This window comes from Corynebacterium sp. 32222D000AT, assembly GCF_053546955.1.
Genome location: NZ_JBPPVW010000003.1, coordinates 124482 through 150027, shown reverse-complemented (window position 1 = coordinate 150027; position 25546 = coordinate 124482). Strand labels below are relative to the sequence as shown.

The following is a 25546-nucleotide window of genomic DNA, read 5'->3' as shown; positions in this document are numbered from 1 at the left end:
AGAAAACCAATAGAACACACACTCCCGTCGAATGCTGTGATGGCAGCTGGGCGGGAGTTTGTGCGTTGCGGGACCGGTACCTGCGCAATGTTATGGCCTGTTCCAATGCGGCAGATAGCTGGCGCTATGCGATAATGGTCGCAGAGTTTGCTGTGGTGTCTCACAGCTTCTGGAGGAACAATCTATGGACTTTGCACAACATATCGGAACGCCGCTGACATCCAACGCCACCAAGGTGCTGCTGCTCGGCGGTGGTGAGCTCGGCAAGGAGCTGACGGCTGCGTTCCAGCGCCTGGGGCTGGAGGTGCACGCGGTGGACTCCTACCCGGGGGCGCCGGCGCTGCACATCGCCCACGTGGCGCACGTGGCGCAGATTTCCGACCCGCAGGCGGTCTGGGAGATTGCCTCCCAGGTCCAGCCGGACTTCGTCGTGCCTGAGGTGGAGATGGTGGCCGTGGATGCCCTGTCGCGCCTGGAGGCGGAAACGGATGCCGTGGTAGTGCCCACCGCACGCGCTTGTGAGCTCACCCGGGACCGGGAATCGATCCGCAGCGCGGCGGAGTCGCTGGGCCTGCCCACGACGGCCTACCGCTTTGCGAATTCGGAGGAGCAGCTCGTCGCCGCGGTCGAGGAGCTGGGCTTTCCCTGCATCATCAAGCCGGACGTGTCGACCTCCGGCAAGGGGCACATGCTGGTCCGCGAGCCGGAGGAAATCGCCAGCGCCTGGCAGAAGGTCCGCCGTGTGTCCTCAGACTCGGACTGCGTGGTGGCCGAGCGCTTCGTGGACTTCGACTACGAGGTCACGCTGCTGGCGGTGCGCTCCATCGACCCGTCCACCAAGGAGATGGCCACGTGGTTTAGCGAGCCCATCGGGCACCGCCACGAGCACGGCGACTTGGTGGAGTCGTGGCAGCCGATGCCCATGAGCCAGCGCGCGCTGGAAAACGCCCGCTCGGTGGCCGCGCGAATCTCCAACGAGCTGGGCGGGCGCGGCGTCTACGGGGTGGAGCTCTTCGTCGCCGGCGACGACGTGTATTTCTCCTCCGTCTCCCCGCGGCCGTCGGATACCGCCATGCTGACCGGCTACACCCAGCGCTTCTCCGAGTTCGAGCTGCAAGCCCGGGCCATTCTGGGCTACCCGATCGACGTCACCCTGGTAACCCCCGGTGCGTCCTATATGCTGCACGCGGACGACGACATCGAGGACGTGGCCTACCAGGGCGTGGGCCAGGCGATGGCGGTCGCGGAGACCGACGTGACGCTGTTTGGCAAGCCGGGCGCCTACAAGGGCCGGCGCATGGGCCTGGTGGTCTCCACGGGCGAGGACATCGAGGAGGCCCGCGATAGGGCCAACGTGGCGGCCGCGCGCATCGAGGTGCGCGGCACCCCGACCGCGGCCGAGGTCGTCGAGGACTCCCAGACCCCGGATATCCCGCAGCTGCACAAGGTGGTGCTGCTCGACGAGCCGCTCGTGCGAGTCAACCCCGAGCTGACCGGCGGCATCGACGATGACGAGGAGGAAGCCGCGGTCGAAAACACCACCCTGTGGGGCCGGAAGTAGGAGCCTGCCTCCTAGCTACTTCGCCGTGGCGCGCTTAATCATCGGCGTGTGCGGGGTGCCGTCCTCGTCGAAGGGCTCGCCGCACACGCTAAAGCCGAAGCGGCCGTAGTAGCCGGTCAGCGGCGATTGCGCCTCCAGGTAGACCGGCGTGCCCGGACGGGCGGTGGCGGCGAACTGCAAGGCGGCATCGATAAGCTGCCGGCCCAGCCCCGTGCCCCGGGCGGCGGGATCCAGGGCGAAGCGGCCGAACTGGACGACCTCGATGGTCGGGGCGTCGGCGGGCTCGCCTTGCTTTGCGGCGTCCGGGTCCGGGATGGTCGCCGGGAACAGGCGGGCCGTGCCCAGGAGCCGGGAGGTGGGATCCTGGGTCTGTTCTTGTGCTTGCGCTCGTTCTTGTTCGGCTGCAGGACTGTCCCAGGCCAAAAGGTGGATGGTGGACGGCTGGGCGTCCGTGTCATCGATTTCGGCGTAAGGGGTGGCCTGCTCACGCACGAAGACGTCCACGCGCAGCTTGTAGAGCGCGTGGACGTCTAGCGGGGCCAGCGCCGCGAGCGGCGCGGCGGTGATGGTGGGGTTAAAAGATTCTTTAGTCACGCCCACCAGCTTAGCGGCCGGGCTTAGTCCTCCTGCGGGCCGGCGTAGCGGACCATGTCGTCCCATTCGACGATCTTGACGCGCTCGCGCTCCTGCGGTTCGCCGGCGGCGCGCTCGGCCGCGTCCAGGCGGTGCCAGCCTTCCCAGGTGGTCACGGCGATCTCGCGGCTGGCCAGCAGGTCCAGGATGTCCTGCGGGTCGCGCTTAGTGGCCTCGGTGAGCTCGCCGGCCAGGTGATCGGCCAGCAGCATGGAGGTGGTGTCCTTCGCGTCGGACTTGGTGTTGCCGATAAGCCCGACCGGGCCGCGCTTGATCCAGCCCGTGGTGTACAGGCCCGGGATCTTCTCCCCGCCGTTATCGCGCAGCACGTGGCCGCCGTCGTTCGGGATGACGGCCTTCTCCTCGTCGTAGGGCACGCCCTTGACGTCCTGCGGGTGGTAGCCCACGGCGGAGTAGACCGCCTGGACCGGCCACTCGGTGAACTTCCCGGTGCCGTTGACCCGCCCGGTGCCGTCGAGCTCAGTGCGCTCGGTCTTCAGGCCGGTGACCTTGCCGTCCTCGCCGAGGATCTCCACCGGGGCCTCGAAGAAGTGGATGTAGAGCTTGTGCGGGGCGCCCTTGGTCTCGCGCATGGCGTAGCCCTCCAGGGTCTGGCAGACCAGGTCGGTGGACTTGGTGGCGCGGCGAGCTTCCTCGGAGGCAGCGTCGTAGTCGATGTCTTCCGGATCGACGATGACCTCGATGGTCGGGGACTCGTCCAGCTCCTTGAGCTCCTTCGGGGTGTACTTCGCCTGGGCCGGGCCGCGGCGGCCGAAGACGTGAATCTCCTTGGCGCGGTTGGTCTTCAGGGTCTGGTAAACGTTGTCCGGGATCTCCGTAACCAGCAGCTCATCGGCGGTCTTGGCCAGGATGCGGGAGACGTCTAGGGAGACGTTGCCCACGCCGATGACGGCCACGGACTCGGCGGACAGGTCCCAGTCGCGCTTGAAGTTCGGGTTGCCGTCGTAGAAGCCCACGAACTCGCCGGCGCCGTGGACGCCCTCGAGGTCCTCGCCCGGGATGTTGACCAGGCGGTCTGCGGTGGCGCCGGTGGCGAAGATGACGGCGTCGTAGTAGTCCTGCAGCTCCTCGACGGTGACGTCACGGCCGACCTCAATATTGCCCAGGAAGCGGATGTCTTCCTTTTCCATGACGTTGTGCAGAGACTGAACAATCCCCTTGATGCGCGGGTGGTCCGGGGCCACGCCGTAGCGGATCAGGCCGAAGGGGGCGGGCATCTTCTCAAACAGATCGACTTGGACGTCGACCTCGGACTTAACCAGAAGATCGGATGCGTAAATGCCGGCCGGGCCGGAACCAACGACTGCAACGCGCAGAGGGGAAGTCATAATATGTCGGTGTCCTCACTGATTCTTGGGGGAGTGGCTGTTACTTGTCTAATCTGAGCTCATCATACGTTCGGATGCGAGCAACGTACTAGATAGGGTAACAAGCCTGCTCCCCAAATCAGCCTCAGAAGGGCTTATCCGACTATCTTATATTCAGGCGTACCTGGCTTGAGGTACTCGTACTCGAACTTGGAGTTGTCCAAACGTTCGATGAGCTGGTCGATTTCCTCGGGCTTTTCCAGCACCAGGCCCACCAGCGCGGTGCCCAGCACGCAGTTGTTGCGCTTCTGGTACTTGAACCGGGTGATGTCGTCGCCGGGGTTGAGGATTTCGTCGAGGAAGATGCGCAGCTGGCCGGGGACCTGCGGGAAGCTGATGAGGAAGTAGTGCTTCAGGCCGCGGTGGACCAGGGAGCGCTCCATGATCTCTGTGTAGCGGATGACGTCGTTGTTGCCGCCGGAGATGACGCAGACGACGGTCGAGCCCGGCGCCAGGTCCAGCTTGGTCAGGCCGGTCACGGACAGCGCGCCGGCCGGCTCGGAGACGATGCCCTCGTTCTGGTAGAGGTTGAGCATCTCGATGCAGACGTCGTCCTCGCTGACTGCGAAGTGCTCCAGCCGGTCCTTGTTGGCCGAGAGGATCTCGTAGGGCAGCGCGCCGATGCGCTTGACGGCCGCGCCATCCACGAACGGGTCCACGGTCGGCAGCGTCATCGGGCCATTATTACGGAAGGCTGCGGCTAGCGATGCCGCGCCGGCCGGCTCCACGCCGTAAATCTGGGCCTCCGGGGCCTTCTCCGCGACGTAGCTGGTCAGGCCGGAGAGCAGGCCGCCGCCGCCGACGGGGGCGATCAGCGCGTGCAGCTCCTTGCCCTCCTCGGCCAGCTGCTCGAGGATTTCCTTGGCCATGGTGCCCTGGCCGACGACGGTGTCGTGGGCATCGAAGGGCTCGATGAAGGTGGCCCCGCGCTCGGCGGCGTCCTCATGGGCGGCGGCGGAGGCCTCGTCGAAGGACTCGCCGGTCACGACCAGGTCCACGAAGCGGCCGCCGTGGGCCAGGATGCGGTCGCGCTTCTGGGCCGGGGTGGACACCGGCACGAAGATCTTGCCCTGGACGCCCATGGTCTTGCAGGCGTAGGCCACGCCCTGGGCGTGGTTGCCGGCCGAGGCGGTGACGATGCCGGCGGCCAGCTCCTCGTCGCTCAGGTTCTTGATGCTGTTGAGCGCGCCGCGGATCTTGTAGGAGCGCACGTCCTGCAGTTCCTCGCACTTGAGGTAGACGTTGCAGTTGGTCAGTTGGGACAGTCGTTCGCTGTAGCGCAGTGGGGTGCGGTTGATTTCATCTTGGATGCGCTCGTGGGCGGCCTCGATTTCGGCGGCGGTGACGAGCGGGGTCTGGACTGTAGTGCTCATGCCTCCGATGTTATAAGTTCTCTGACCTGGGCAAAAGGGCTTTGATTTTGGTCATAGTGCCCGGTTTTTCCGTGACATGCCCAATAGTCGGGGGCATCCGGCGGGGGAGGTGCGGCCTTAGGGTGAAACACCGTTTCCCTAGGGGATTTTCAGGGGGCGTTTGGGGTCGGTGCAGCCTGGGCGGGTTTTCCGGTGGTTCCTGTTGGCTACTAGGTAAAAACTATGTCAGAACCGAGTGTGGCTAATTACTATAACGGATCCCTGCGGAAAAGTTCTCATTTTGGTGATGTGATAATAATTAATCATCAAATGTGAATTTGCTCATAGCATCCTGCGGGGGTTTTCCGGAGGATGGAGCGTGAAGTGATAAATAGTTCTCCATCGGCCCGTTCTTTCGCGTAGGGCTGCGGGGAACACGTCGAAAGGGTCGAACACACCATGTCCGTCATCCCTCCCGAGGCCGCCGACGCCCGGCGGGCACCAACCACCACGGCGCCGGGTAGCCCCGACAGCGCTGACAAAGCCCCCGGCTGGGGCAAAACCGATACCATCTGGACGCTGAGCCTGTTCGGCACCGCCATCGGCGCCGGCGTCATGTTCCTGCCCATCAACGCGGGCATCGGCGGCATTATCCCGCTGATCATCATGACCATCATCGCCTTCCCCATGACCTTCTGGGCCCACCGCGCGATGACCCGCCTGGTCCTGTCCGGCTCCGATCCGAAGTCCCACCTGACCGACGTCATGGAGGAGCACTTCGGCGCCAACGCCGGCGTCGTGATGACCGTCCTCTACTTCGTGGCGGTCTACCCGCTGGTGCTGGTCTACGCCGTCACGCTGACCAACACCCTGGAGTCCTTCCTCATCCACCAGCTGCACGTTGAACCCTGGCCGCGCTGGGCGCTAGCCACCCTGCTGGTCGGCGGCCTCATCTTCGTGGTGAAGATGGGCCAGGAAATCGTGGTCAAGGTGATGTCCGCGCTGGCCTTCCCCTTCATCGCCGTGCTGATCTTCCTGGCGCTCTACCTCATCCCGCGCTGGAACACCGCCTTCTTCTCTACCTTCGACCTAGACGTCGCGCGGGAGGCCTCCGGCAACGGCCTGGCCACCACGCTGATGCTGCTGGTGCCGGTGATGGTCTTCTCCTTCAACCACTCGCCGATCATCTCCTCCTTCGCCTCCGAGAAGCGCCAGGAGTACGGCGACAAGTGGGCGGATAAGAAGACCGGCCAGGTCCTGGCGGCGGCCGAAGGCCTCATGGTCATCGTCGTGATGTTCTTCGTCTTCTCCTGCGCCCTGTCCCTGTCGCCGGAAAACCTGGCCGAGGCCAAGGAGCAAAACATCACCATCCTGTCCTACCTGGCCAACCACTTCGATGCCCCCTTCCTGCAATGGGTAGCCCCCATCGTGGCGTTGGTGGCCATCTGCAAGTCCTTCCTGGGCCACTACCTGGGCGCGGCGGAGTCCGTCGAGGGTCTGGTGGTCACCGGCAACCACGTCGCTGGCAACACCAAGTTCACCCACAGCCGCGCGCTGGAGACCGGCTCGCTTATCTTCATCCTGGTGACCTGCATCCTGGTCGCCTGGGCCGACCCGTCCATCCTGGGCATGATTGAGACCCTGTGTGGCCCGGCCATTGCCGTCCTGCTCTTCCTGATTCCGATGTGGGCCATCCACAAGGTGGACGCGCTCAAGCGCTTCCGCGGCAAGCCGTCCAACTGGTTCACCACCTTCATCGGCCTGGTGGCCGTGGCAACCATCTTCTTCTCCATCTTCCACTCCCTGTAAGCGCTGCTACCGCCGGCCTACACTCGAGGTCGGCGGTTTTTCGCTTGCCGAGAACCCTTCTTGTTTCACTACTCGTCGAAAGGAAAATCATGAACCGACCAGCCAAGCTCGTTATCACCGGAGCGGGCCACGTAGGTTCCTACGTGCTGGCAGAGGCGGTACACTCCGGCTTGTTTGCCGACATTGTGGTCATCGATAGCGACCCCGACATTGCCTACGGCGAGGCCCTCGACCAACACCACCTGACCGGCGTGCCCGGTAGCTTCGTCCCGCGCGTGCGCCGCGGCGACTACTCCGAGTGCGCGGACGCCGACGTCGTCATTTCGGCCGCCGGCCCGTCGATGATCGTGGACCCCGACAACCCCGACGCCAACCCGGACCGGGCGGCGCTCGCGCCCGTCAACGGCGATATCACCCGCGGGATCATGCGCGAGGTGTGCGCGAACGTGGCCGACAAAGAGGCCGGCCCCGTGCTCATCTTCATCACCAACCCGGCCGATACCATCGTCTGGATTGCCCAGAACGAATTCGACTACCCGGAGCACAAGATCTTCGCCACCGGCACCATGCTGGACTCGTCCCGCCTGCGCCGCCTAGTCGCCGACGATCTGGGGATTAGCCCCGACTCCGTCGACGGCTACATGATGGGCGAGCACGGCATGGCCGCCTTCCCGGTCCTGTCCCACCTGTCCGTGGCCGGCATTCCCGCCGCCCGGCTCGGCGAATACTTCCCCGGCGTCCGGCTCGACGCGGCGGACCTGGCCGAGCGCGTCGTCGAGGCCGCCTACCAGGTCTTCCACTCCAAGGGCTGGACCAACGCCGGCGTCGCCGCCTCGGCCATGCGCCTGGCGCGGGCGGTCTTGCTCGATGAGCGCGCCATCTTCCCGGTCTCGACCACCCTGCACGGCGAATACGGCTACGACGGCGACGTCGCGGTCTCCCTGCCATGTTTGATCGGGCGTTCGGGGGTCCTCCGGCGCCTGACAGTGGAGCTGGATGACTGGGAAACGAAGGCCTTAGAAAAGTCCGTAGCTGCGGTTAAACGCGCAATCGCGGATTCTGCCCAAAACTTATAGTCATGAGTGACCTGTTTTACATCTACGCGAATCGGAAAAAATGGGCATTCTGAAGTAGGGTAGAGGAGGTCACTAAACAAATTACTGAGTGATATACAGCACTTTTGCTGTGGATATTGCCCCGTGACAGCGAATGAAAGGTTCGTCGCATGTCTAATGCTCGTTCTGTCCTTGTCAGTGTCGTAGGTCGTGATTTTGCCGACCTCAACCTTGCGGAAACTGCCCACCAGCTAGACGCGCAGCTGCGCACTCTGGATGAGCTCAACCCGAAGCTCGCCGACGTCGTCGCTGCGGAACTTACCGCCGACGGCCCCGTAGTTATTCAGGGCACCGGCGACACCCACTTCGACTCCGTAGCTGCCGCCGCCGTCGGCGTGCCGCTGCTGTTCGTAGCCGAGCAGGAAAAGGGCGCGGCCGAACTCGCGGTCCGCCACGCCAAGGACGTGCAGGCGACCGTCGCCGGCGTTGTCACGCCGGACCAGCTCAAGGACGGCGAGGCCCTGGCCCGCCAGATTAACCTCAACGTCGAGCCGGTCATGTCCGCTCCCGTCTTCGAGCAGCAGCTGCTGGGCCAGGCCAAGGCCGCCGGCGCCCACGTCGTGCTGCCGGAGGGCGACGACGACCGCATCCTGCTGGCGGCTGGCCAGCTGCTGGAAAAGGGCATCGTCAAGCTCACCATCCTGGGCAACCCAGACTCCATTGCCACCCGCGCCGGCGAGCTGGGCGTGGATCTGACTGACGCCACCATCATCGACCACCTGACCTCCCCGCTGGCCGAGGAATTCGCTGCCGACTTCGCCGAGCTGCGCAAGAAGAAGGGCGTGACCCTCGAGCAGGCCCGCGAGACCATGCAGGACATCTCCTACTTCGCCACCATGATGGTCCACAAGGGCCTGGCCGACGGCATGGTCTCCGGCGCGGCGCACACCACCGCCCACACCATCAAGCCTTCCTTCCAGATCATCAAGACCACCCCGGAGGCCTCCGTGGTCTCCTCCATCTTCCTGATGGTCATGCGCGGGCGCCTGTGGGCCTTCGGCGACTGCGCGGTCAACCCGAACCCGACCGCCGAGCAGCTCGGCGAGATCGCCGCCGTCTCCGCGAAGACCGCGGCCCAGTTCGGCATCGACCCGCGCGTGGCCGTGCTGTCCTACTCCACCGGCACCTCCGGCTCCGGCCCGGACGTGGACCGCGCCGTGGCCGCCGTGGAGGCCGCCCTTCAGATCAACGGCGACCTCAAGGTCGACGGCCCGCTGCAGTTCGACGCCGCCTGCGACCCGGGTGTGGCCAAGAAGAAGATGCCCGACTCCGAGGTCGCTGGCCAGGCCAACGTCTTCATCTTCCCGGACCTGGAAGCCGGCAACATCGGCTACAAGACCGCGCAGCGCACCGGCGGCGCCCTGGCCGTGGGCCCGATCCTGCAGGGGCTGAACAAGCCGGTCAACGATCTGTCCCGTGGCGCTACCGTTCCCGATATTGTCGACACCGTCGCTATTACCGCTATCCAGGCAGGAGGCAACGCCTAAATGGCCTACGTTCTAGTACTTAACTCCGGCTCTTCCTCCATCAAGTTCCAGGTGGTGAACCCGGAGAACGAAGCCACCGACGCTCCGCTGGTCACCGGCCTGGTCGAGCAGATCGGCGAGCCGAACGGTGCCATCAACGTCACCGTCAACGGCGAGAAGATCCGCGAAGAGCTGGAAATCCCGGACCACACCGCGGGCCTGAAGCGCGCCTTCGAGATCATGGAGGACAACCAGGTCGGCCCCACCCAGCTGGAGCTCATCGCCGTCGGCCACCGTGTCGTCCACGGCGGTCGCCTCTTCAGCGAGCCGCAGCTGCTGGACGAGCAGATCGAGTCCATGATCGAGGACCTCATCCCGCTGGCCCCGCTGCACAACCCGGCCAACCTGGACGGCATCCGCGTCGCGCGCGCCATCCTGCCGGACCTGCCGCACGTGGCCGTCTTCGACACCGCCTTCTTCAACCGCATGGCCCCGGCCGCCGCGCTGTATGCCATCAACAAGGAAGTCGCGACGAAGTACGACATCCGCCGCTACGGCTTCCACGGCACCTCCCACGAGTTCGTCTCGCAGCAGGTCCCGAAGCTGCTGGGCCGCGACCCGGGCCACACCCACCAGATCACGCTGCACCTGGGCAACGGCGCCTCCGCCGCCGCGATCTCCAACGGGCGCGCCATCGACACCTCGATGGGCCTGACCCCGCTGGCCGGCCTGGCCATGGGTACCCGTTCCGGTGATATCGACCCGGGCATCATCTTCCACCTGTCCCGCCAGGCGGGCATGACCATCGATGAGATCGACAAGCTGCTTAACAAGCAGTCCGGTGTGAAGGGCATTTCCGGCGTCAATGACTTCCGCGTGCTGCGCGAGCGCATCGAGAACGAGGACTCCGACGCCTGGCTGGCGTACAACATCTACATCCACCAGCTGCGCCGCTTCATCGGTTCCTACATGATTGCGCTCGGCCGCGTCGACGCCATCACGTTCACCGCCGGCGTCGGTGAGAACGACACCGAGGTCCGCCAGGACTCCCTGTACAACCTGGACATGTACGGTATCCACTTTGACAAGGAAGCCAACCTGGTCCGTTCCAAGGAGCCGCGCATGATTTCCACCGCAGACTCCCCGGTCAAGGTCTTCGTCGTCCCGACCAACGAGGAACTGGCCATCGCGCAGAAGTCTGCCGATATCGCCGCCATGGCCCGCGAGGCCGGCCTGTACTAGCACCTCGTGCTGCCGCGCGCCACTTGAGCGCGCCTGCGACTGTGGATAACTAGGGCCCGCGCCCAGTTATCCACAGTTTTGCTGTATCTGGGCCCGGGCGGCCTAGACCGGTGTTTGCGTGGGCGGTCAGGATGGCGGTATGAAACTGACTAAGACCCCGTACCACTGATAACCACTGCACCCGCCTCGCGCCGCAGGTAACCGCCGACGCGCAGGATTTCACGTCGTTGCCCGCCCACGAACAGGCCCGGCTGCGCTGCCTGGCCGCCGCGCTGAGCGCCCACCGCGCGGTGCTGACCTCCCGCTCGGCCGCCCGCATCCACCGGCTGTGGGTGCTCAGCGCCCGCGGGGGCGAGGACATAGAACTCGCCCTGGCCGGCGGCACCGCCCCGCCTAACGCGCAGGTCCCGCCCGGGTGGCGCTACCACAAGATGAAGCTGCCGCCGGGCGATATCGTCTCGGTGGCGGTTGCGGAAAGTGATGCCAGCGTCAGAGCCACCAGCCCGGCCCGCACCGTGGTGGATCTGGCCCGCCTGCACGGCTTCGTGCGCGGGCTAGTCGCCGCCGACAGCTACCTGGCCCGCGGTTTTGAGCGCGCCGAGTTGATGGCCGTGGCCGGCAGGCTCAAAGGCACCCGGGGGATTGGTCAGGCCCGTCAGGTCATCGGTGCCGCGATCGGCAACTCGGAGTCGCCGTACGAGTCGCTTGCCCGCGGACTGCTAATCCATAGCGGGTTGGCTAAGCGCCACCGCGTCGAGGCCCAGGCCCAGATCGGCGCTTTCCGCGTGGACCTGCTCATCGACGGATGGCTGGTCCTCGAGGTGGACGGCGCCGCCAAATACGACGGGCAGACCTACGGCCGCGCGGTCGAGGACGTCATCCGCTCCGAGCGCGACCGCGAGGCCTACCTGCAAAACCAGGGTTTCGTGGTCCGTCGCGTGACACCGCGGCAACTCTTCTACGAATACGCCGAGTTCATGGAGATGCTGACCACCACGTTGCGGCGGGCGGGGAGGTAGGGCGACGAGCGCCGGGCGCTGGGTGCCGGGCGCTGGGCGGAAAATATCGTCCTTTGCACAGAAGCCGATATTTCCGGTGTCTAAAACCGCTGTTCACGGCTTTGTGCGTGTCGGCTGCGGGGAGGTTGGGCGGTAGAAGTAGATATTTTCGGCCGGGGCAGAGGAGAATCCGCGGAAAATATCGCCCTCTGCCCAAAGGCAGATATTTCCGACCCGTAAAACCGCTGGTCAACGCGTTAAAGGTGAAATCCGCGGACCAACCCGCTGGCAGGGGTCGATATTTCCCCGGACCCAGCCCCAGTACCCACCGAACCTAAAACGCCGTCACCGGCCGGACCTGGTTCGCCAGGTCGACCAGCGCGTAGCGGTGCCGGGAGAAGGGGGCTTGGCGGGCGAGCGCGCGGAGCGTGTCGGCGAGCCCGTAGCGCAGGCCGCGCTGGGTGAAGGCGTACTCGAACAGGTCGTTCGGGCTGGCGGCGTGCGTGAGCTGGTGATCGCGCAGGAACGTCAGCCCGGCGGAGAGCACGGCGACCTTGATCTGCAAAAAGCGCGGCTCGTTGGTGGGGATCTCTTCCAGACGGCGGGCGGCGCGGCGCACGCGGGGTTCGGTCAGGGAGTGGGAGATGAGCTGCAACACCGTGGTCAGCCGCGCCATGCGCTGGTGGCGGGAGGCGTTCGGCACGCGGTCGAGGGTGTTGACGGCCATCTCCACCTGGTGCTCGGTGCGCAGCTGGCGGGCCAGCCCGAAGGCGGAGGAGACCGTGGTCGGGTTGGTGGCCCAGACCAGCCCGTAGAGGCGCATCGAGTTAAACCGCAGGACGCCGGGGTCCTGCGTGATGTGTTCCCAGAGCTCGGGCTGGCCGGCGAAGTCCTCGTCGGGCAGGTCTCCCAAGCTGAGCTCTTGGACCGCGCAGGCGCGGGCGACCTTCGGCATGAGCAGGGAGGAGCCGTCGTAGCCCAGCTGCTGCAGGAGCAGTTCGTTGATGGCGGCCAGCGCCAGCTTCGGCGCGGCCTCGCCGGGCAGGAGGCTGAGCACGGTGGAAAAGTGCTTCTGCGCCTCGGCGTAGTCGTCCAGCAGCAGCGCGGTCACGCCGGAGTACCACTCGAAGCGCCAGTCGCCGCCCAGGCGCTGCTCCAGCGAGGACAGCCAGCTGCGGGCCTGACCCGTGTAACCGAGGTCGATCATGGAGCGCACCACGCCCAGGGGGATTTCGGCGGACTGCTCGTATTCGTCGGTCTGCATCGCCTGGCGGAGGGTTTCCAGGGCCTCCTGCGGCTCCGTATAGGACGCGCCCTGCAGCAGCGCGGCGCCGACGTCGCTGCGGTCCAGCAGCGGGGTCGGGAGGGCGGAGACCACCTCGGGGGCGGTGGTCCGCACGGTGCGGTCGATGCCGTCGATGAGCTGGTCCGTGCGGAAGACCAGGTGCTTGGTGCCGAAGGTGGTACGTTGCGGCGAAAACAGCGAGTGCTGGGAGGGGTGCTGGACACCGTCGCGGACGGCGATGACCTCGCGCAGCACGCCGTAGAGCTGCGTGCGCAGCTCGCCCAGGTTGTTAAAGCGCTTGTCCGGGTCGCGGTCGGTGGCGCGCAGCAGCAGCCGGTAGAAGGACAGGTGGCGGCGGAACTGCGGTTCCTTTGCCGGGCTCGGCAGCCCGGGCAGGTAGATGCCGTCCTCGCTGGGAAGGTCGATGGTCAGCGCGGCCAGGGTGCGGCCGATGGTGTAGATATCGCTGGCTACCGAGGGGCCCTGGGTGGCCACCTCGGGGGCCTGGAAGCCTTGCGTGCCGTAGATGAAGCCGTAGGCGCCGATCCCGGAGACCGCGCCTAGGTCGATGAGCTTGACCTGGTCCTCGGTGACGATGATGTTGTCGGGCTTCAAGTCATTGTAGACCACCCCCCGCGAGTGCAGGTAGTCCAGGGCCGGCAAAAGCTCCAGGATATAGGCGATGGCGATGTCGATGGGCAGCACCTTGCCCGGCTGCGCGTTGCGGCGGCTGCGCAGGGAGGGCCCGCCCACGTATTCCATCACGATGAAGCCGCCGGGCACGCGGGCGTCGTCGATGAAGTTGAAAATCTTCACGATGCCCGGGTGCGTAATATCCGCCAGGAACTCGCGCTCGGCGGCCGCGGCGGCGGTCTCGTCCTCGGACTTGTGGGCCTGCATGCCCTTGAGCACGACCACGCGCCCGGAGACGAAGTGGTCGTTGGCCAGGTAGATCCAGCCCATGCCGCCGTGGGCGATAACGCCCAGGATCTCGTACTGGCTGGCCACCATGTCGCCGGGGTTAAGCTGCGGGCGGGGGATCTTCTTGCGCTCGACGACCTCGTCCACGTCGAGCAGCGCCTGGCGCGGGTTGCTGGGGGAGACGAACGGCAGGTGGACCATGCCGTCGGCGACCTCGCGGTCGCGGCGGCGGGTCGCGCGCCTAGAGCGGAAGGTGTCGAGCGCCTTCTGGCGGGAGCGCTGCGAGGTATCCGCCACCTGCTGCGCGTCGCGCGCCTTCTTGTCGCGCAGGTTGCCCAGGTCCTTGATCAGCGCGGCGATGTTGTCGGAGTCGGCGGCGAATTCGTCGTCCTCGTCGTCGTCCGCGAAGGGATCGAAGGCCACGGCGGCGGTGCCGGTCTCGCCTTCCTCGTCGTCGGCGAAGGGATCGAAGGGCACGGCCGCGGTGGCGGCGTCCAGGTCGGAATCCGGGCCCGGTTCCAGGTGATCGGAGCGATCAGTCATTGCGTGCCTCCTCGGAGTCGTCGTCGGGGTCTTCGCTGCGGTAGTCCAGGGCCGGCGGGCTGGCGGGGGCGAGGTAGGGGCCGAACCACTCGTTGTAGAGGCGCGCCCACGTGCCGTCGCGGCGCAGCCGCTCCAGCGTGGAGTTGACCTGTCGGACCAGCGGGCGGGTGTCTGCCCCCGGGCGGGATTTCTTGATGCCTACGCCGTAGGACTCGGTGGACATGGGCTCGCCGACGATCTCGGTGTAGGAGTCCTGATCCACCATGCCGGACAGGAGCGTGTCGTCGGTGATGACGGCGTCGGCCTGGCTCAGCTGCAGGGCCATGAGGCAGTCGCCCCAGGAGTGCGTGATCAAAAGCTGGGCGTCGGGCAGGTGGAGGCGGGCCTGGTTGAGCGAGGTCGAGCCCGCGGTGGCGCAGACCCGCTTGCCGGCGGTGGACTCGAGCGAGTCGATGCCGCTGGACTTCAGCGCCAGCAGGCGCGTGGAGGCGTCGAGGTAGGGCGTGGAAAACTCCACCTGTTTTTGGCGGTCTTCGTTGATGGTCATGGTGCGGACCACCATGTCGACCTCGCCGGACTCCAGCGCGTCCACGCGCTCGGCCGAGGACAGGAAGCGGAAATCCACCTTGGACGGATCGTCGAAGATATCGCGGGCGATCTCGTGGGCCAGGTCGACCTCGAAGCCGCTCATCTGCCCGGTGGTGGTGTCGCGGTAGCTGAGCAGGTTGTGCGACTGGTCCACGCCGACAATCACCCAGCCGCGCTTGACGATCTCGGGCACCCGCTCCTCGGCGTCCTTGTCGTCGGGGCGCCAGGAACCGGCGGGGTTGCCGCGGGAGTCCGCGTCGGCGGCTTCGGCATCGGCGGGCTCGTAGTAGGCGCCGGCGGGCAGCGGGGGGCCGGCTTGTTCTTCCTGCGTGCGCTCGGGGAGGATGCGGTCGATCTCGTTGGTCGGGGCGAGCTCGGAAGAGTGCGTCACGCAGCCAGTAAGCAGCAGCGGGAGAATGGCGAGCGCGGGCAGGACTTTCTTGCGCATTAGAGGTACTCCTGCACTCGGGGGCGGATGCCCAGCCAGACCGAAATCACCGCGGCCACGGTCAGCAGCATGACCGCGCTGGAGACCAGCGTCATGGCGGTCAGTCCCTCCTGGATGTGCAGGCGCATGGCGCGCCGGGCGTCGGCGATGAGCTGGTCCAGGGTGCGGTCGAGCTCGTTGAAGGAGCTGGCGGCGCTGGTGGGTGAGGTCTCCCCGGGCAGCGTGTCGCCCGGGTTGGGATCGGTGGCCAGGAAGATGGCGTCGTCGTAGCGGCCCTCGCTCAGCGCGTTGAGCAGCGCCTCGTGGGACTGGGTCCAGCGCTCCAGCGAGTGCTGGGCGCCGCGGATGAGGTCGTCGCGGTCGAGTTCGGACTCGGTGGTGATCGACTCGGAGGCCGCGTAGTCCTCCAGCGCGTGGGAGATGGATTCGGTGGTCTCGTCGAAGGTCACGGCGGTTTCCTGCTCCGACTGGCGGTTGACCAAGGCCAGGGTCTCCGAGGTGCGGGCCTGCTGCGCGGCGATGCGCGAATTGGTCAGCGCGTCCCACGGGCGGGAGGCGTCCTCGAAGCCCTGCATGCCGGCGGACCAGGTCGCCAGGTTGGACAGGCCCACCCACAGCACCGCCAGGGTGAGCAGGCTGGTGGCGGTGACGAAGCCGCGGTTGAAGCGGCGCCGGGTCAGCCGCCACAGCCACCACTGGGCTAGTACCAGGAAGATGACGGCGGCCACCAGGCCGGACAGCGGAACCCACTGGGGGCGGGTGAGCTCGCGGCGCTCGTCGGAGACCTTCTGGCTGGTCAGCTGGAAAAGCTCGTCGGCGGCGGGCAGGATCTCCTCGCGCATCAGCGACGAGGCATTGGACATATAGGCGCTGGCCACGGCGTTGCCGGCGCGGTGGTTGGCCCGGGCGGTTTCCACCATGGAGGTATAGACCGGCAGCTCGCGCTGGATGAAGCCGACCAGGTCGCGGATGCGCTGGTCGTCGTCGGAGGTGCCCAGGATGGACTCGGTGGCGGCTACCGATGCCCGGTCGATCGCGTCGTTGTATTTCTGCCGGTTCTCGCCGGACTCGACGCCGGCCTGGACGAAACCGGTGGTGGCGACGGTATCCGCCAGGGAGAGGGAGGTGTAGAGGTTGTGGGCCGAGTTCGACATCGGCTCCGTGGTGGACAGCAGGGTGTCCAGGTTGTCCTGCCGGGCGGCCGAAGAATTGGACATGGAGATGCCGGCCGCGGCGATGGCAAGGGTCAGAATCACCGTGACGGTGAAAAGCTTGCCGGGCGTGGTCTCCAGGAAGGACCAGACGCGGCGGGCCAGGCGCGCGGGTCCGGCGAAGGTGGACATCGCCAGGTGGGTGGCCGGGTTGAAGGCAGGGTCTGCTGGGGCCGTGAGGTCGTCGAGCCAGTGGTCGCCCCCGGCGAACTGGGAGTCGTGCTCGGTGGGCTGGGTCGACTTAGGTTTCCTGCGGCGTGGCCGCATCAAGCTGGGTGCCCCGGAACCGGTCATTCATCTAGAATAGCTTTTCCGCTGTGTGCTACGCCACCTGTCCGCGGGGTTTTGCCAAAAGTTATAGCATGGAGGGTGATGAATGTGGCAGGCAAACCCGAAAGCGGCGACGGCTGGGCAGCGGGCCCGGGCGGCAAACCCGCCTGGGGACTCTACGGCGCGGCCGGCCTCTTCCTGCTGGCCGAGGGCCCGCGGGTCCTGCTCCAGCACCGCGCGCAGTGGACCCACCAGGGCGGCACCTGGGGGATTCCCGGCGGCGCGCGGGACTTGCACGAAACCGCCAGCCAGGCGGCGGTGCGCGAGGCGGTCGAGGAATGCACCATCGACCCGGCGGACATAGAAATTATTGATGAGATTGTTACCGCCGGCCCCTACCCGGCCAACCCCGCGCGCCCGGACCTGCCCGGCGGCTGGACCTATACCTCGGTGCTGGCCCGGACCAAGACCGGAAACCCGCTGGACACCGTGCCCAACGAGGAGTCGCTGGAGCTGCGCTGGGTGCCGCTCGGCGAGGTCGAGCAGCTGCCGCTGCTGTCCGCCTTCCGCTCCGCTTACGCGGATTTGTGCCGGGCGGCGCGTGCCTTGGGCAGGTAAAACCGCCCGAATTGTGGCACGCTAGTGGGCATGATTGAAGTGAACGGGCTGACTAAGCAGTATAAGTCGGTCCGCGCCGTCGATAACTTAAGTTTTACGGTCAACCCCGGAATGGTGACCGGCTTCTTGGGACCCAACGGTGCGGGCAAATCCACCACCATGCGCATGATCCTGGGCTTGGATAAGCCGACGGCGGGCACGGCTCGCATCGGCGGCAAAAGCTACCGGGAGATGAAGAACCCGCTGCGGGAGGTTGGCGCGCTGCTGGACGCGAAGGCCGTGCACCCGAACCGCTCGGCGGCCAACCACCTGAAGTGGATGGCGCAGTCCAACGGCATCCCCACCCGTCGTGTGGACGAGGTGCTGGGCCTGGTGGGCCTGTCCGACGTGGCTGGCAAGAAGGCCGGCGGCTTCTCGCTGGGCATGGGGCAGCGCCTGGGCCTGGCCAGCGCCCTGCTGGGCAACCCGGGCGTGCTGATCCTGGACGAGCCGGTCAACGGCCTGGACCCGGAGGGCATCCGCTGGGTGCGCGACCTGCTCCAGGCCCTGGCCCGGGAAGGCCGCACCATCCTGGTCTCCTCGCACCTGTTGTCGGAGATGTCCATGACCGCCGACCGCCTGGTGGTCATCGGCCGCGGCCAGCTGGTGGCTAACCAGTCCACCTACGACTTCATCAAGGAGCACGCCGCCTCGCAGGTCATCGTCCGCTCCGAGTACCTGGACGCGTTCACCAACGCGCTGGAGGAGGAGAACATCACCTACCAGTACAGCCAGGACCAGGAGGGCCGGCCCACGCTGGTTATCCCAGAGCAGGCCACGGACCTTATCGGGCAGCTGGCGTACTCGGTGGGCGTGCCGCTGAACGAGCTCACGCTGCACCGCGCCTCGCTGGAGGACGCTTTCATGGAAATGACCGGCCACGCGGTCCAATACCACGGCCAGATTGAGGGGGCTGACGATGCTCGTTAATACTTTGCGCGCAGAGTGGACCAAGCTGATTACCACGCGGTCGTTCTGGCTCACCAGCGCCGTGTTCTTCCTGCTGACCTGGGGCTGGAGCGCCCTGAACGCATCTGTTGCCCGGCAGACGCCGGAGACCGCCATGTTCCTGACTCCGGAGTCCTCGGCCACCGCCGTCTGGATGCTGGGCCTGCCGGTGCTGATGATCCAGTCCATCATGATCATCACCACCGAATACCGCTACAACATCCAGACGAACGTCTACATGGCCAACCCGAACCGCCCGATGGTGGCGGTGGTCAAGCTGGTCATGTACGCGGTAATTTCCGCTCTTTTGGTATTCATCGCGCTGGTGGGCGTCTACCTGCTCACCCAGGCCATTGCCGGCGAGGTCGCCCCGGATTATGACCCGTGGAACAGTGAGAGCGCCCGGCGCTTCCTTTGGGTCTACCCGCTGGTGATGGCGGCGATGGTGCTGTTTTCCCAGGGCATGGGCCTGTTGCTGCGGCAGACCGCCGGCACCGTGGCCATCTGCTTGATCCTGAACCTGGGCATCGACCAGCTCATCGGGCGACTGCCGAAGATTGGTGAGCACATCGCCCCGTTCATGCCGTTTACGGCCTTGCAGAACTGGATCTTTGAGACCGTGCCGGAAAAGGCGATGTGGGACGCCAACTGGATGAACCTGGTTATCTTCCTGCTGTGGGCCGGTGGCCTGTGGCTGCTGGGCGTTTTGCTGCTGCAAAAGCGCGACGCCTAAAGCCCGCACGGTTTAGTCTAGGAAACCGTGCCCTATTCACTTCTTCTGTCCCTGGCGCTGCTGTCGGCCACGGCCGCCTTCGCCACGGACGTGTACCTGCCGGTCATGCCCGCCATCGCGGCGGAGTTCGGGGTGGCGGATGCGTGGGTCCAGCTCACGCTGACCGCGTTCTTCGTCGGCCTGGCGGCGGGCCAGCTGTTTATCGGCCCGCTTTCCGATGCCCTCGGGCGCAAGACCCTGCTCCTGCTCGGCGCGGTGGGGGCGGTGGCCGCATCGGTGCTAGCGGCGCTGGCCCCCAACATAGGGGTGCTGATCGCGGCCCGCTTCCTGCACGGCCTGGGCGGCGGGGCCTGCGTGGTGCTCTCCCGCGCGGTGGTGCCGGACCTTTTGGTCGGCAAGGCCGCGGCCCGGGCTTTTTCTTTGCTCATGGCCATCCAGGCCATCGCGCCGGCGCTCGCCCCCATCATCGGCGGCCTGCTGGCCGAGCCCATCGGCTGGCGCGGCATCTACTGGGTGCTGGTGGGCCTGCACGTGGTGCAGCTGCTCCTGGCGTGGCTGGTCGTGCCGGAAACCGGCGGCCGGAACCGGCAGGGCCGCCTGCTGGGCCAGGTGCTGGGCAATTACGCCACGGTGCTGTCCCACCCGGCGATCCTGGGATACCTGGGCTCGATGTCCTTCGGCTTTAGCGCGATGTTCTGCTATATCTCCGCCTCGCCCTTTGTCATCCAGGACGTGCTGGGCTTTAGCCCGGCCGGCTACTCGTTGGTTTTCGCGGTGAATTCGCTGGGCCTGCTGGCCGCGAACCTGGTGAATATGCGGCTGGTGGATAGCCACGGACCGAAGGTGATGCTGCGCGCCGGGGTGATTTTAAGCGTGTGCGCGAACGCGGTGCTCCTGGCCACCATCGCCTTCGGGGCCGGCGGCGGGGTGGTGCTGGTCGCGTTGTTTTTCTGCGTCGCGCCCACCGGGTTCATCATGGGCAATTCCGCGGCCCTGGCCACGGGCCTGCGCCGGGATAAGGCCGGTTCGGTCTCGGCCGTGATGGGCGGGGTCCAGTCGCTGCTGGGCGGGTTGGTCAGCCCGCTGATGGGGCTGGGCAGTGATCGTCTGCTGACGATGTCACTGGGCATGTGCGTCTGCGCGGGCGTGGCGGTGGCCGCCGCCTTTGCCGCCACGCGTTGGCATGTGGGTGAGTAGTTTTACTTCTTGCCCTTGCCCAGGGCGATAAGGGCCAGGCCGATGGACAGGATCCAGCTGTCCTTGGCGATGGCGGTGCCGTCCTCGGACGGGCTGATGCCGTCGTCCTGGGTCATGTTGTCGTTGTTGAAGTACAGGGTCAGCAGGCCGGAGGAGAAGCCGGTCAGGGCCAGGCCCGCCAGGCGGTTCGGGATGAACGGGGCCAGCAGGGCGCCGCCGACGCCAATCTCCGAGTAGGAGATGAACTTGCCGAAGGTATCCGGATCCATATCGCCCAGAGCCGGGACGCCGGTGGCGGCGAAGTCACGCAGGCCGGCGGCGTTTTCCCCGCGCAGGCCCAGCTTGCCAATGCCGGAGTTGAGGATGAAAGCGCCCGGGAGAGCGCGCAGGGCGACGGAGGCGAGACGGTGGCCGAGGGTCGGCTTGGAAGACTTGGACATGATGCTCCTTAAAAAGCGATCGGTGATTGAACTTTCTGCTCCCCACTCTAGCAATGTTGATGTGTCACGCACGGGCGGCTACTGCAGCGCCGAGGTCAGCCGCATGACGTTGTCCACGTAGCGGCGGAAGAAGCCGCGGGTGTTCCATTCCTCGAGGGTCAGCTCGTGGGAGACGCCGCGGTAGTTGGCGGCTAGCTGGTTGAGCTGGTCGATGAGGTCGCCGCGGGCTACCAGCATGGTGGACTCGTAGTTCAGGCCGAAAGACCGCATGTCCATGTTGGAGGAGCCGAACATGGCCAGCGGGTAGGTGGAGGTATTGGCCGGCTCGTCCGGGTCCGCGAGGGTGAACTTGGAGTGCAAAACGTAGGGCTCGGGGAACTGGTAGATGTGGACGCCGGCTTCGAGCAGGGTCTGGTAGTAGGAGGACTGGGCGTGGTTGACCATGAACTGGTCGGCCTTGGCGGAGACGTAGAGCTCCACCCGCACGCCGCGGTAGCAGGCGGTGGTGACGGCCTCCATGAGGGACTCGTCCGGGACGAAATAGGGCGAGACCATCACCAGGCGTTCCTTGGCGTGGTGCACCACGGAGTTGAACATGCGCAGGTTCGGCTCCGTGGTATAGCCCGGGCCGGAGGGGATGAGCTGCAAGAAGTTGGCGTCGGCGTCCCAGGCGTCGTCGTAGGGCAGTTCTTTGAGCCCCAGGGTCTCGTTGGATTCCAGGTACCAGTCCACGGCGAAGACGGCGGCCAGGGAGGTGACCACCGGGCCGGTGAGCTCGACCATGTAGTCAATCCAGGCGCGGTCGTCGGTCTTGTACTGGCGCTTGATCATGTTCAGCGAGCCGAGGAAGCCGGTGTGGCCGTCGATGACCACGATCTTGCGGTGGTTGCGCAGATCGGGGCGGCGGAAGCGGAATTTGTGCAGCTGGATGGGCAGCATGAGGCGCCAGTCGACGTCGATGGCGCTGAGCTTCTTACCGAAGCTGAAGTAACCGGGGTACTTGATGCTGCCGATCTGGTCGAGCAGTAGCTTGACCTCCACCCCGCGCTTCCGGGCGCGGGCCAGGGACTGGTAGAAGACGTCGGTGGCCTCGTCCCAGGACTGGATGTAGATTTCGACGTAGACGTATTCCTCGGCGGCATCGATAGCGCGGGCAATCGCCCGGATGCACTCGTCGTAGTCCGCGTGCAGGCCCTGGTTGTGGCCGACCACGCAGGGGAAACCGGTCAGCTCCCGGTTGAGGTGGATGAGGGACTCGACCTCCGAGGGCAGGCGGTCCTCCGGGTGATCCGGGGTGGCGGCGGTGATGTCGTCGATCATCTCGTTCGCCTCCTGCTGGATGCGGTGGCGGCGCCGGTTGATATACGGCGAGCCCATCAGCAGGAACAGCGGCAGGCCCACGAAGGGCAGCAACAGGATGGCCAGCAGCCAGGCATTGGAGCTGGACGGGCGGCGGCCCTCCGGGACGATGCCAATGGCGACGGCCTTGATGGCGTAGTCCAGCACCATGAAGAAGGCCTGCCAGAAGGTCAGATCGATACTGAGGCTCATTAGCGCACCGCGTCGAAGTCCGGAAGGTCGTAGTCGGCCATCAGCAACACGTGGTCGGAGGTGCCCTTTTCCGCGCGCTCGGCCATGTCGACCGCGGCGGAGCGCACCCGCTCGGCCAGCGGCTGCGAGGCCAGCTGGAAGTCGATGCGCATGCCCTCGCCCTTTTGGAAGCGCATGCCCTTGTAGTCGAAGTAGGTCCAGCGCTCCTCGCGGGTGAACTGGCGGGTGACCTCCTGCGTGCCCGCCTCCAGCAGCATCTGGAAGGCGGCGCGCTCCGGTTCGGTCACGTGGGTCTTGCCGCGGAAAACGGACAGGTCCCAGACGTCCTCGTCGCGCGGGGCGACGTTGAAGTCCCCGGTCAGCAGCAGCTTGCGGTGGGAGCGCTGCTCCACGTAGCGCGCCAGCGCGTAGTAGAACTGCAGCTTGTAGTCGTAGTGGCGATCGGTGATCTCGCGGCCGTTGGGGAAATACAGGCTCCAGATCTCCACGCCGCGGATGACCACGCCCAGCGCGCGGGCCTCCAGGGCCTGCTCCTTGTCCGGGTCTTTGGCGAAGCCGGGCTGGCCGGGGAAGCCCTCGTAGGTCTCCTCCGGGGCCTGTTTGCTGATAATGGCCACGCCGTTCCACTGGTTCAGGCCGTGCCGGGCCACGTGGTAGCCGGCGTCTTCGAAAACCTGGGTCGGGAATTTGTCATCAGCCACCTTGGTCTCTTGCAGGCACAACACGTCGATGTCGTGAGCGTCCAGCAGGGCCAGCGCGCGCTCGGCCCGCGTGCGGACGGAGTTGATGTTCCAGGTGGCTATGCGCATGATTTACAGGGTAGCGAACCGCCGCCGATGGTGCTCATCCAGGCCGCACTCGGCCGCAATCGCGCGGGCGGCGGCGTCCGGGACCTCCAGGACCGCCACCGCGCGGGTCGCGCCCTGGGCCCGGCCCCAGCGCAGCTTCTCGCGCAGCTCGGCCGCGCTGGCCGGGGCGGTGGGCACGACCACCCACACCGTGTCGTCGCCGGCCGTGCCCAGGGCGGCGGGCGCGGTGTCGGGATTTTCGGCGCTGGTCTCGTCGGGCAGCTCCCCGACGTAGCAGACCAGCTCCGGGCCCACCGGGCGGGAGTGTGGCAGGCCGTTTTTGCCGATGCGCTCCGGCAACAGCAGGCGCGGGCCGGCGTTATCGAGGATCTCGGCGGCGGGCAGGGGCGTGAACCCGGCCGAGGGACCCAGCGGCACCGAGCCGGAGGCGCGCATTAGCCACTGCCCGTCCGCCGACCACTGCTCGTGCGGGTCCGGGTAAGCGTTCGCGATGGCCTCTTCGACGCGGCGGATATCCGAGTTGCGGATGGTGCGCGGGGAGAGCTTCTTGATGATCTTTAGCTCCTCCGGCGCGATTTCCACCGCCTCCTTATCGGAGGGGTAGCCGCCCACTTGCTGCGGGCGGATGATCAGCGGATCCAGGCTTTGCACGTGCCCGATGACGTCGCTTTTGACCCCGCCGGCGTAGTCGCGCCGGGCCACGACCCGGTCGCCTACCTCCACCGCGTCGGAGCGAAACGCGAAGCCCACGGCCTAGTCCTCACCGTCCGTGTGGCCGAAGGGATCCTCGTCCACGCCCGGGGTCCAGGTCAGCCCGGCGACGTTCCAGCCCTCGCGCTTGATGGCCTTCTTGGCCGCGCGCTTGTAGCGGCCGATGAGGGTGTCGGTGTAGACGTAGCCGTCCAGGTGGCCGACCTCGTGCTGCAGGCAGCGGGCGAAGAAGCCGTAGCCCTCGACGGTGATGTCGTTGCCGTTTTCGTCCTGGCCGGTTACCCGGGCCCAGTCGGCGCGGCCGGTGGGGAAGGACTCGCCCGGCACGGACAGGCAGCCCTCGTCGTCGGAGCCGTCGTCCGCCGGCATTGTCACGGGAATCTCGGAGGTCTCCAGCACCGGGTTGATGACGCAGCCGCGGCGCATCCCGCCGTCTTCCTTCTCCGTGCCGTCCGGGCCGTCGGTGTCCGGGCAGTGGTAGACGAACAGTCGCTTGTTGATGCCGATCTGGTTGGCGGCCAGCCCGACGCCGTGGGCGGCGTCCATGGTCTCGTGCATATCGCTAATCAGCTGCTGGAACTGCGGGCTGGAGATGTCTTCCGTGACTTGTTCGGTGGGGTGATGCAGCACGGGGTCGCCGTGGATCACGATGGGGCGAATACTCATGTTCTACAGTTTAAGCATGTCCGCGCAATCTGACCTACCCGACCTGTCTGGCCTATCCGAGCAGGACGTGGCCATTCTGGACTTCGAGGCGCACGCCCCGCGCGCCGTCGGGCGCAAGGAAGAGGCCATCCGCGCCCAGCTGGACCTGACGCCGGTGCGCTACCACCAACGCCTCAACGCGCTGCTGGATCTGCCGGCGGCGCAGGAATACGCGCCGGTGCTGGTGGGCCGGCTGCGGCGGGTACGCAGCCAACGCGAAGAAATCCGGCGCGCCGCGCAACAAAATGAAACTCCTGGGGTTTAAAGTAAGTTTTGTGACTAATGTGAATCAGGAGAAGAACGACGCCACCTCGACCAGCCTGCCCCTGCGCGGTTTCGCGATGGTGCTCATCGCCGTCGCCGTCGTGCTGGGCCTGTGGGCCCTCTACGCCCTGACCCAGGGCGGCGGGGACGAAGAATCCACCCCGGCCGCCGCCACCTCTTCCGCCCCCGCCGGCGGCGCGGAGGGTCCGACCACCTCCGCGGCCGCGCCCAGCCAGGAGAAGGACGCCGACGCCGAGCGCAGCACCGAGGCCCCGGCGCCCGCCGAGGACAGCAACCGGGAGGAAGCCGCCCCGGCGGCGGGCCAGCCGGAGCAGGCCGACCCCGCCCCGGCCGAGCAGCCGGCCCCGAAGAAGGTCAGCGTGCTGAACAACTCCATGACCCAGGGCCTGGCCGATCGCGTCTCCCGCGACCTAGAGGGCAACGGCTACGAGCTGGGCGAGGTCGGTAACTTCCCGGAGGAGGTCCTGCCGGAGACCACCGTCTTCTTCCCCAAGGGCGACGCGGCCGCGGAGGCCGAGGCCCGCAAGATCGCCTCGGAGCTGGGCGGCATCGCGCGCGAAAACATCGACAGCCTGCCGGACAAGGCCACGCAAGGCCGCGGGCTGACCGTGGTGCTCACCGACGCCTAACCACGGATAAATAAAGAATTAAAAGGCGCGGCAGCTAACGGATTCTAACGC

23 protein-coding genes are annotated in these 25546 nt (G+C 66.4%); 12 read left to right on the top strand and 11 right to left on the bottom strand.

Annotated features, from left to right (window positions below):
- Window positions 1–184 precede the first annotated feature (184 nt).
- Window positions 185–1561, top strand: coding sequence for a formate-dependent phosphoribosylglycinamide formyltransferase (purT, locus tag ACEE23_RS02850; RefSeq protein WP_368519928.1), 1377 nt, complete (start codon window positions 185–187; stop codon window positions 1559–1561).
- A 15-nt stretch (window positions 1562–1576) separates the two neighbouring features.
- Here the strand turns inward: purT and ACEE23_RS02845 are convergent, their stop codons facing one another.
- From ACEE23_RS02845 to ilvA, 3 genes are all read right to left on the bottom strand, one after another.
- A complete protein-coding gene (locus ACEE23_RS02845; protein WP_368519927.1) occupies window positions 1577–2155 on the bottom strand; it encodes a GNAT family N-acetyltransferase in 579 nt (192 codons plus the stop codon).
- A gap of 23 nt (window positions 2156–2178) precedes the next feature.
- Window positions 2179–3543: an FAD-dependent oxidoreductase gene (locus ACEE23_RS02840; protein ID WP_368519926.1), complete on the bottom strand. Its 1365-nt coding sequence runs from the start codon at window positions 3541–3543 to the stop codon at window positions 2179–2181.
- A 134-nt stretch (window positions 3544–3677) separates the two neighbouring features.
- On the bottom strand, window positions 3678–4955 hold the full coding sequence (gene ilvA / locus ACEE23_RS02835; RefSeq protein WP_368519925.1) for a threonine ammonia-lyase IlvA: 1278 nt from the start codon (window positions 4953–4955) through the stop codon (window positions 3678–3680).
- Between the two features lie 438 nt (window positions 4956–5393).
- Between ilvA and ACEE23_RS02830 the strand changes: the two genes are divergently transcribed.
- The 5 genes from ACEE23_RS02830 (at window position 5394) to ACEE23_RS02810 (ending at window position 11585) form a co-directional block, all read left to right on the top strand.
- The gene (locus ACEE23_RS02830) at window positions 5394–6743 is read left to right on the top strand and encodes an HAAAP family serine/threonine permease (protein ID WP_368519924.1); all 1350 of its coding nucleotides are present in this window, start codon (window positions 5394–5396) and stop codon (window positions 6741–6743) included.
- A gap of 89 nt (window positions 6744–6832) precedes the next feature.
- Window positions 6833–7819, top strand: a complete 987-nt coding sequence (locus tag ACEE23_RS02825; protein ID WP_368519923.1) for a lactate/malate family dehydrogenase — start codon at window positions 6833–6835, stop codon at window positions 7817–7819.
- 149 nt (window positions 7820–7968) lie between these two features.
- Window positions 7969–9345 carry a phosphate acetyltransferase gene (pta, locus tag ACEE23_RS02820; RefSeq protein ID WP_448872646.1) on the top strand — a complete coding sequence of 459 codons (1377 nt, stop codon included), beginning with the start codon at window positions 7969–7971 and terminating at the stop codon, window positions 9343–9345.
- Window positions 9346–10566 carry an acetate kinase gene (locus tag ACEE23_RS02815; protein ID WP_368519921.1) on the top strand — a complete coding sequence of 407 codons (1221 nt, stop codon included), beginning with the start codon at window positions 9346–9348 and terminating at the stop codon, window positions 10564–10566.
- A 227-nt stretch (window positions 10567–10793) separates the two neighbouring features.
- Window positions 10794–11585, top strand: coding sequence for a hypothetical protein (locus ACEE23_RS02810; protein WP_368519920.1), 792 nt, complete (start codon window positions 10794–10796; stop codon window positions 11583–11585).
- A gap of 313 nt (window positions 11586–11898) precedes the next feature.
- On the opposite strand, the gene ACEE23_RS02805 is transcribed toward ACEE23_RS02810, so the two are convergent.
- From ACEE23_RS02805 to ACEE23_RS02795, 3 genes are read right to left on the bottom strand one after another with little or no spacing between them, the layout of a single operon-like run.
- A complete protein-coding gene (locus ACEE23_RS02805; protein ID WP_448873522.1) occupies window positions 11899–14313 on the bottom strand; it encodes a tetratricopeptide repeat protein in 2415 nt (804 codons plus the stop codon).
- Window positions 14306–15349 carry a glutamate ABC transporter substrate-binding protein gene (locus ACEE23_RS02800; protein ID WP_448872649.1) on the bottom strand — a complete coding sequence of 348 codons (1044 nt, stop codon included), beginning with the start codon at window positions 15347–15349 and terminating at the stop codon, window positions 14306–14308. The genes ACEE23_RS02805 and ACEE23_RS02800 overlap by 8 nt, the downstream gene beginning before the upstream one ends.
- Window positions 15349–16827, bottom strand: coding sequence for a hypothetical protein (locus ACEE23_RS02795; RefSeq protein ID WP_368521277.1), 1479 nt, complete (start codon window positions 16825–16827; stop codon window positions 15349–15351). Before ACEE23_RS02795 ends, ACEE23_RS02800 begins: the two co-directional genes overlap by 1 nt.
- Window positions 16828–16938: 111 nt before the next feature.
- Between ACEE23_RS02795 and ACEE23_RS02790 the strand changes: the two genes are divergently transcribed.
- Genes ACEE23_RS02790 through ACEE23_RS02775 form a run of 4 tightly spaced genes read left to right on the top strand, consistent with a single transcriptional unit; the run spans window position 16939 to window position 20365 of the window.
- Complete coding sequence (locus ACEE23_RS02790; RefSeq protein WP_368521276.1) at window positions 16939–17448, top strand: NUDIX domain-containing protein; 510 nt, start codon at window positions 16939–16941, stop codon at window positions 17446–17448.
- 30 nt (window positions 17449–17478) lie between these two features.
- A complete protein-coding gene (locus ACEE23_RS02785; RefSeq protein ID WP_368519915.1) occupies window positions 17479–18417 on the top strand; it encodes an ABC transporter ATP-binding protein in 939 nt (312 codons plus the stop codon).
- Window positions 18407–19168: an ABC transporter permease gene (locus tag ACEE23_RS02780; RefSeq protein WP_368519914.1), complete on the top strand. Its 762-nt coding sequence runs from the start codon at window positions 18407–18409 to the stop codon at window positions 19166–19168. Before ACEE23_RS02785 ends, ACEE23_RS02780 begins: the two co-directional genes overlap by 11 nt.
- A gap of 27 nt (window positions 19169–19195) precedes the next feature.
- Window positions 19196–20365, top strand: coding sequence for a multidrug effflux MFS transporter (locus tag ACEE23_RS02775; protein WP_368519913.1), 1170 nt, complete (start codon window positions 19196–19198; stop codon window positions 20363–20365).
- Window positions 20366–20367: 2 nt separating this feature from the next.
- Here the strand turns inward: ACEE23_RS02775 and ACEE23_RS02770 are convergent, their stop codons facing one another.
- From ACEE23_RS02770 to ACEE23_RS02750, 5 genes are all read right to left on the bottom strand, one after another.
- Window positions 20368–20805 carry a hypothetical protein gene (locus ACEE23_RS02770; RefSeq protein WP_448872652.1) on the bottom strand — a complete coding sequence of 146 codons (438 nt, stop codon included), beginning with the start codon at window positions 20803–20805 and terminating at the stop codon, window positions 20368–20370.
- Between the two features lie 78 nt (window positions 20806–20883).
- Window positions 20884–22356: a phospholipase D-like domain-containing protein gene (locus ACEE23_RS02765; RefSeq protein WP_448872654.1), complete on the bottom strand. Its 1473-nt coding sequence runs from the start codon at window positions 22354–22356 to the stop codon at window positions 20884–20886.
- On the bottom strand, window positions 22356–23165 hold the full coding sequence (locus ACEE23_RS02760) for an exodeoxyribonuclease III (protein WP_448872656.1): 810 nt from the start codon (window positions 23163–23165) through the stop codon (window positions 22356–22358). Before ACEE23_RS02760 ends, ACEE23_RS02765 begins: the two co-directional genes overlap by 1 nt.
- A gap of 3 nt (window positions 23166–23168) precedes the next feature.
- A complete protein-coding gene (locus ACEE23_RS02755; protein ID WP_448872658.1) occupies window positions 23169–23915 on the bottom strand; it encodes a GNAT family N-acetyltransferase, cg3035/Rv0428c family in 747 nt (248 codons plus the stop codon).
- Between the two features lie 3 nt (window positions 23916–23918).
- Window positions 23919–24542 carry a peptide deformylase gene (locus ACEE23_RS02750; RefSeq protein ID WP_448872660.1) on the bottom strand — a complete coding sequence of 208 codons (624 nt, stop codon included), beginning with the start codon at window positions 24540–24542 and terminating at the stop codon, window positions 23919–23921.
- Here ACEE23_RS02750 and ACEE23_RS02745 point away from each other — a divergent pair.
- Both ACEE23_RS02745 and ACEE23_RS02740 read left to right on the top strand, forming a co-directional pair.
- On the top strand, window positions 24541–24846 hold the full coding sequence (locus tag ACEE23_RS02745) for a DUF3263 domain-containing protein (protein ID WP_290223377.1): 306 nt from the start codon (window positions 24541–24543) through the stop codon (window positions 24844–24846). The two genes, ACEE23_RS02750 and ACEE23_RS02745, sit on opposite strands and share 2 nt — an antisense overlap.
- A gap of 10 nt (window positions 24847–24856) precedes the next feature.
- On the top strand, window positions 24857–25495 hold the full coding sequence (locus ACEE23_RS02740; RefSeq protein ID WP_448873520.1) for a LytR C-terminal domain-containing protein: 639 nt from the start codon (window positions 24857–24859) through the stop codon (window positions 25493–25495).
- Window positions 25496–25546 lie beyond the last annotated feature (51 nt).

Coding starts and splice junctions, on each gene's coding strand:
- purT (WP_368519928.1), top strand. CDS start 185: ATGGACTTTGCACAACATATCGGAACGCCGCTGACATCCAACGCCACC.
- ACEE23_RS02840 (WP_368519926.1), bottom strand. CDS start 3,543: ATGACTTCCCCTCTGCGCGTTGCAGTCGTTGGTTCCGGCCCGGCCGGC.
- ilvA (WP_368519925.1), bottom strand. CDS start 4,955: ATGAGCACTACAGTCCAGACCCCGCTCGTCACCGCCGCCGAAATCGAG.
- ACEE23_RS02830 (WP_368519924.1), top strand. CDS start 5,394: ATGTCCGTCATCCCTCCCGAGGCCGCCGACGCCCGGCGGGCACCAACC.
- ACEE23_RS02825 (WP_368519923.1), top strand. CDS start 6,833: ATGAACCGACCAGCCAAGCTCGTTATCACCGGAGCGGGCCACGTAGGT.
- pta (WP_448872646.1), top strand. CDS start 7,969: ATGTCTAATGCTCGTTCTGTCCTTGTCAGTGTCGTAGGTCGTGATTTT.
- ACEE23_RS02815 (WP_368519921.1), top strand. CDS start 9,346: ATGGCCTACGTTCTAGTACTTAACTCCGGCTCTTCCTCCATCAAGTTC.
- ACEE23_RS02805 (WP_448873522.1), bottom strand. CDS start 14,313: ATGACTGATCGCTCCGATCACCTGGAACCGGGCCCGGATTCCGACCTG.
- ACEE23_RS02800 (WP_448872649.1), bottom strand. CDS start 15,349: ATGCGCAAGAAAGTCCTGCCCGCGCTCGCCATTCTCCCGCTGCTGCTT.
- ACEE23_RS02795 (WP_368521277.1), bottom strand. CDS start 16,827: ATGCGGCCACGCCGCAGGAAACCTAAGTCGACCCAGCCCACCGAGCAC.
- ACEE23_RS02785 (WP_368519915.1), top strand. CDS start 17,479: ATGATTGAAGTGAACGGGCTGACTAAGCAGTATAAGTCGGTCCGCGCC.
- ACEE23_RS02780 (WP_368519914.1), top strand. CDS start 18,407: ATGCTCGTTAATACTTTGCGCGCAGAGTGGACCAAGCTGATTACCACG.
- ACEE23_RS02770 (WP_448872652.1), bottom strand. CDS start 20,805: ATGTCCAAGTCTTCCAAGCCGACCCTCGGCCACCGTCTCGCCTCCGTC.
- ACEE23_RS02765 (WP_448872654.1), bottom strand. CDS start 22,356: ATGAGCCTCAGTATCGATCTGACCTTCTGGCAGGCCTTCTTCATGGTG.
- ACEE23_RS02760 (WP_448872656.1), bottom strand. CDS start 23,165: ATGCGCATAGCCACCTGGAACATCAACTCCGTCCGCACGCGGGCCGAG.
- ACEE23_RS02745 (WP_290223377.1), top strand. CDS start 24,541: ATGTTCTACAGTTTAAGCATGTCCGCGCAATCTGACCTACCCGACCTG.
- ACEE23_RS02750 (WP_448872660.1), bottom strand. CDS start 24,542: ATGAGTATTCGCCCCATCGTGATCCACGGCGACCCCGTGCTGCATCAC.